The sequence below is a fragment of the Desulfobulbaceae bacterium genome, assembly GCA_013792005.1.
GTDB lineage: Bacteria > Desulfobacterota > Desulfobulbia > Desulfobulbales > VMSU01 > VMSU01.
In genome coordinates, this window is record VMSU01000009.1 from 1 (window position 1) to 5,420 (window position 5,420).

3 protein-coding genes are annotated in these 5,420 nt (G+C 51.0%); 1 reads left to right on the forward strand and 2 read right to left on the reverse strand.

Features of this window, described 5'->3' with window-relative positions:
* Positions 1-504 precede the first annotated feature (504 nt).
* Complete coding sequence (locus FP815_00415; protein MBA3013403.1) at positions 505-2,598, forward strand: DUF1566 domain-containing protein; 2,094 nt, start codon at positions 505-507, stop codon at positions 2,596-2,598.
* A gap of 171 nt (positions 2,599-2,769) precedes the next feature.
* Here the strand turns inward: FP815_00415 and rmuC are convergent, their stop codons facing one another.
* Both rmuC and FP815_00425 read right to left on the reverse strand, forming a co-directional pair.
* Positions 2,770-4,182 carry a DNA recombination protein RmuC gene (gene rmuC / locus FP815_00420; protein MBA3013404.1) on the reverse strand — a complete coding sequence of 471 codons (1,413 nt, stop codon included), beginning with the start codon at positions 4,180-4,182 and terminating at the stop codon, positions 2,770-2,772.
* A gap of 21 nt (positions 4,183-4,203) precedes the next feature.
* Entirely contained in the window at positions 4,204-4,956 is a 753-nt protein-coding gene (locus FP815_00425; protein MBA3013405.1) for an AAA family ATPase, read from the reverse strand.
* Between the last annotated feature and the right edge of the window lie 464 nt (positions 4,957-5,420).

Genomic DNA, 5,420 nt, shown 5'->3' on the forward strand with positions numbered 1-5,420 from the left:
AAAAGCCCGATCTACTGCGTTGCAGCGCACTTTTGCTCATTCGGCACACCATATGTGTGGCCTCATTCGCAAAAGCACACTGCGCCTTGTATATCGGCCCTTTTGCTTAGCCATCCCGTGACTTTTTGCGAGACCATCAAAGATGGTGAGAAGATGTTCGGCATTGCTGATCTCTATCCAAGGCCGGTATGGCGCTGAATCCTGGTGGCAATAATTAAAAAAAAATTGGCGACCGGTTCTCAAAAACTTTTAGCCGTTAAGCGATATTCGATAACCAGGGAAGCAAAAGCAAGGCTATGCTATTTCCCTCACGACTGTCTGGAACACTCGTGGTAGCTGGACATTGGCATGTCTTTCAGGTAAGTTTTGTTGGAAAGGCTTGAGAGTTTTTTTGTCAGGCACTTCATTTGCAAGGATAATTCCAGCCAGAGCCGGTTGTTATAAGAGACGGGGAATTATCTGTTTTTATCCCCAATCATCTCTCGCTATGCAGATAAAAGGTGGATGCGTTCCGCTTATCCATCAGCTATGTTGGATAGGTACAATTTTGATTACTTTTCTTTTTCCAAAGATGATATGTCGTGCGTCATGTATGGGGTTGACACCTTGAGCTTACATGCATGGTCAAGACAATTGAGAGGAGGTGGCACAATGAGCAGAGGCAATACATGGTCTGGGATTGTGATTATGGTGTGGATGATGTTTCTGTGTGTATTGTTTCCAGGGGGTGGTAGTGCTTGGGCAGCAGCGGTGCCTGATACGGGCCAAACCCAGTGTTATGGAGAGAGTGGTGCCATCACTCCATGTCCGCAAGCCGGGGAGGCATTTTACGGACAAGATGCCTTATACAGGATCAATGAGCAATCGTATACCAAGCTGGGGGTAAATGATGTCACACTCCCTGCGACAGCGACATTCGCTACCGGTTGGGTTGCAACCAGGGATAATGTTACTGGTCTGGTATGGGCGATTAAGAGCGATGACGGAGGGCTGCACGATAAGGATAATACCTACACGTGGTGTAATGCCAGTCAGGCTGCAAATGTTACTATCCCCGGAGTGTGCGGTAACGGCACAGACACCAAAGCTTTTCTTCAGGCTGTGAACACGGCCAAGTATGCTGGTCATGCGGATTGGAGGCTACCTACTCCACAGGAGTTGCAGTCTTTGGTCCATTATGGGAAGTACAGTCCGGCCATTGATTCGGTATTTTTCGCTAACATTCAAACAGCTCTGTATTGGACATCAGCACCTGTTGCCAGCGGTGGGGGAGGGGTCTGGGGTGTAGATTTTCTGGACGGTTATGTGTATGCCGAAGCTGCGGAAAATGAATTTTCTGTCATGTGCGTGCGGGGAGGAAGTGATTCCGCATTCAGTGGCCCTTGGGTTGCTGCTGGTAATGGCACCGTGAAAGATGGGGCCAATGGGTTGACCTGGCAGCAAGAGGACGGGCAGCCGAAAGACTGGCAGCAAGCTCTGTCATACTGTGAGAATTTGTCCTTGGCAGGAGAGGGCGACTGGCGCTTGCCGGAAATTAAAGAATTGGCAACCCTCGTTGATTACGAGAAAGGGAATTCAACAAGTCGCATTACGTTTTCATCAGCTGTTGCGTCATTTAAGTATTGGTCATCAACGCCTGATGTGCATAGTATGGGTCTTGCGTGGTATGTCGATTTCAGCCAGGGAGGGGTGGCAAGTACAGCCTTTTTTCCTCTGCAGGTTCGGTGCGTTCGTGGTGGGGTCGCGACAAGTAGTGTGACGACAACGGTGGGTGGAGCAGCAATAACGACGAGCACGACAATTAAACCTACGACTACGGTGACCACGAAACCACCAGTGACAACAACAGTGGGGGGAGCAGCAACAACGACGAGCACGACAATTAAATCTACGACAACAGTGACCACGAAACCACCAGTGACGACAACAGTGGGGGGAGCAGCAACAACGACGAGCACGACAATTAAATCTACGACAACAGTGACCACGAAACCACCAGTGACGACAACGGTGAGTGGAGCGGCGACAACGACAAGCACAACAATTCTGCCTACCCCTCCTACCCCCCCTGCGCCGACACAGCAGGAGTTTGCACTTGCTGTAGGTAGTGGTTGGAGTCTGTTGAGTTCTCCTATTGGATTCCAGGCGGCGACTGTTTTTGGCGCTTCCTCTAAAGTGACTAGTGTCTGGAAATGGGCCAAGGGGTCATGGGCCGTGTATTTGCCTGGTGAAACAACCCCGGGGGCCTATGCCAAAGGCAAAGGATTTACGGTGCTCTCCAGTATTGATCCTGGAGAGGGATTCTGGGTGAACAGTGGTTCTTTGCTGAATGTGGTGATCCCCGGCACCCCGGTTTATGGGAAGTTCTCTTTTACTGGAGGCTGGAATCTGGTGGGGTTAAAAAGTGATCAGGCCATGTCTGTGGCCGATCTGGCTGCCGGTCAGGGTATTACTTCACTGTGGGCTTGGCAGGGCGGGAAGTGGGCGGTATTTTTGCCGGGAGAGAAGGATGGCGGCAAGAGTTACGCCCTGGCCAAGGGATTCGGTCTCCTCTCTTCGGTTAAACCTGGTGAGGGGGTCTGGGTGAATAAACCGTGATTTTGGGGCGAAATAAAGATTGCTGTAACGGGTGATTGTAAGGAAAAGCGTGCGTCCCACATAGATGGTGCGCACGCTTTTTTTGTATGTGAACTGTCCGATTCTGCAGAATGAGTGTTGGGTTACGGCCTGCGGCCTAACCCAACGTTATCTACGGTTACTACGATTACATTACCCCTCCAGTGGTGGACGGGGAGATCGGTCTAGTATAGGTGGTGATGTCGTGTTTGTGGTCAGCAGCGGGTCGAGTTCAGTGAATTTTCGGGCTGCGACCATAACTCTGGTTTCGTAGGAGCCTACGGCGTTGTTGTAGGCAAGTACGGTCTTGTCCAGTCCCTTTTGAATTTCAATGAAATGGCCGGTGAGTACCCCAAGACGGGAGTGCAGGGTCTTGCCCAGTTCGCCGATCATCCGGGCGTTTTTGGTGAGCTGCTCTTGCCGCCAACCGTAAGAGACCGCTCGCAGGAGAGCGATCAGGGTGGTGGGTGTGGCCATAATTACCCGTTGGTCAACACCATACTCAATGAGTGCAGGATCCTGTTCCAGGGCGGCGCTGAAGAAGTTTTCTCCAGGGAGAAAAAGGACGACGAATTCCGGAGACTTCTTGAACTGTTCCCAGTAGCTTTTAGCCGCCAATTGGCTGATATGGGTTCGGACATGCCGAGCGTGCTGTTTTAGCTTGAGGAGGCGTGATTCTGGGTCAAAGCTCTCCTGTGCTTCAAGATAGGCGCTGAGGACAGTTTTTGAGTCGACAACGATCTCTTTGTTGTTGGGTAATCGAATCATGAGATCGGGGCGCAGTTTGCCCCCGTTGTTGTCGGATACGGATTTTTGTTCAAAGAAATCACAGTATTCCAGCATTCCTGCCAATTCGACAACCCGTTTGAGCTGGATTTCTCCCCAGCGGCCACGCACTGTGGGGTTGCGTAGCGCCTGGTTTAAGGTTGCCGTTTCGCTCTGCAGGCGCAGTTGGGCGCCGGTCAGCTGTTTGATTTGTTCGTTCAGGGAGCTGGCAGATTCGATCCGATCTTTTTCCACCTGGCGGATTTGCTGGTCGACTTTGACCAGGGTCTCCTGAACCGGCTTGAACAGCGCCTGGATTGACTGGTTTCGTTTGTCCAGTTCGTGTTCGGTCTGGCGCTGGAGCGTGGCAAAGGATTCATTGGCTAAAGAGAGAAAGGCCTGGTTGTTGTTTCGCATGATATCGGCGGCCAGGGCCTTGAAAGTGTCGGTCAGCTCGGAGCGGGAGCGAGTGATTAGGTCGGCTTGGGCCTTTGCGTGACGGGATAGCTCAATCAGCTTGGTTTCGAGGGCTGCGATTCGCTCCCGGCTGGCTGTGACTGATTCTGTCTGCACCTCGGCGCCGGCCCGTGCCGTATTTAATTGCAGGATAAGGGCGTCGTGACGTTTGATCAGGTCATTGATGATGGCTTCCTTGCCGGACAGTCGCTCTCTGAAGAGGGCTTCATTCGCATCGGTCTTGGCTCGGACTGTTTTTTGGCGCTCGGCAGAAAAAACGTAGCCGAGCGCTGTGCTGACTAATAGTCCAGTCAGAAGGCCTGCTCCGAAATCGATAGCTATCATCTGTCGTGTGCCTGTTCTGCCTTATTGGCGTATCGCTTGCTGGATTTGTTGGAGTGGGATGGCTAGAGAGTCAGCGAGGTCGGTGATTGGAGTGCCGCGGCGTTCTGATCCGCGGATCTCAGGAGAGTCGGGAAAGGAGGCGAGCAATGGTTCGTTCAACATCGATTCAATAAAGGTTACGTCATCCAGGTCTGTGATGCTGTTGCCTATAAAGGAGATCTTAGGGATGCGGACATCGTGGGCTAGTTTTTGAATCTTCTGGGCGGTGCGGATGCTGGATTTTGAGGGGATGACTACCACTAGCAGGTGATCGACTCCGGCGATTGTTCCTCTTCCCAGATGTTCTACACCAGCCTCCATATCGAGAAGTATCGCTTGATCTCCTTTGATCAATAGTTTGGTGAGTAGTCGTTTTAAAACGGTATTTTCCGCACAGGCACAGCCCTTGTCTCCTGTCTGAATAGCGCCGAGGACCATGAGTTTGATCCCGTCTTTTTCCAGCATGAAGCGATCCGGGAGATCGTTGATCTCAGGGTTGATGTTGTAAAATGGTGACCCATCAACTCTTCCTGATCGGTCGCGCAATAAATCCTTCATGTCGGCGATGGCTGTGATTCGTTCCGGGTTGTCTATTCCCAGAGTTTGGGCCATGTGTGGGCTTGGGTCGGCATCAATAACCAGAACTTCCGAGTAGGTTTTTTTTAAGTGGTGGGCAAGAAGGGCTATGATTGTGGTCTTACCGACGCCGCCCTTGCCGCTGATTGCGAGTTTCATTGTGGAGCCCCCTTAATTATAAGGCTGAAGGGTGTTAGGCTGAAGGCTTGGAAGAAACAACCTTCGTTGGCATTAATGTAAGAACTTTTGTAACTGCTTAGGTTATCGGTTTTCAGTTATCGGTTTACGGTTAAAAGAATCATGGTCAGTTATGCATCATCCGATGATTCATGATGTCAGAGTGGGCGGAGCCCACCCTATGACCAAAAAAATCTTTACCCTATTATACGCCGAGTAGTTACTTTGCGATCAAGGTAATCGTTTTTTTTGTATTTCGTCAATATGTAACCCCAAAAGGGCCGAAAAGAACTCGTGTCGGGAAGTTTTCTCTTGCCTTACCAGGGTAAACTGGATAAGTCCCGTGGTGGCTTCTTTTTTTGCGGGTCCTCTTGTTTGCTGGAACGTAACTGCTCAGGTTGTCGGTTTACGGTTGACAGTTGACGGTGATTGGGTCCTGCCAATGG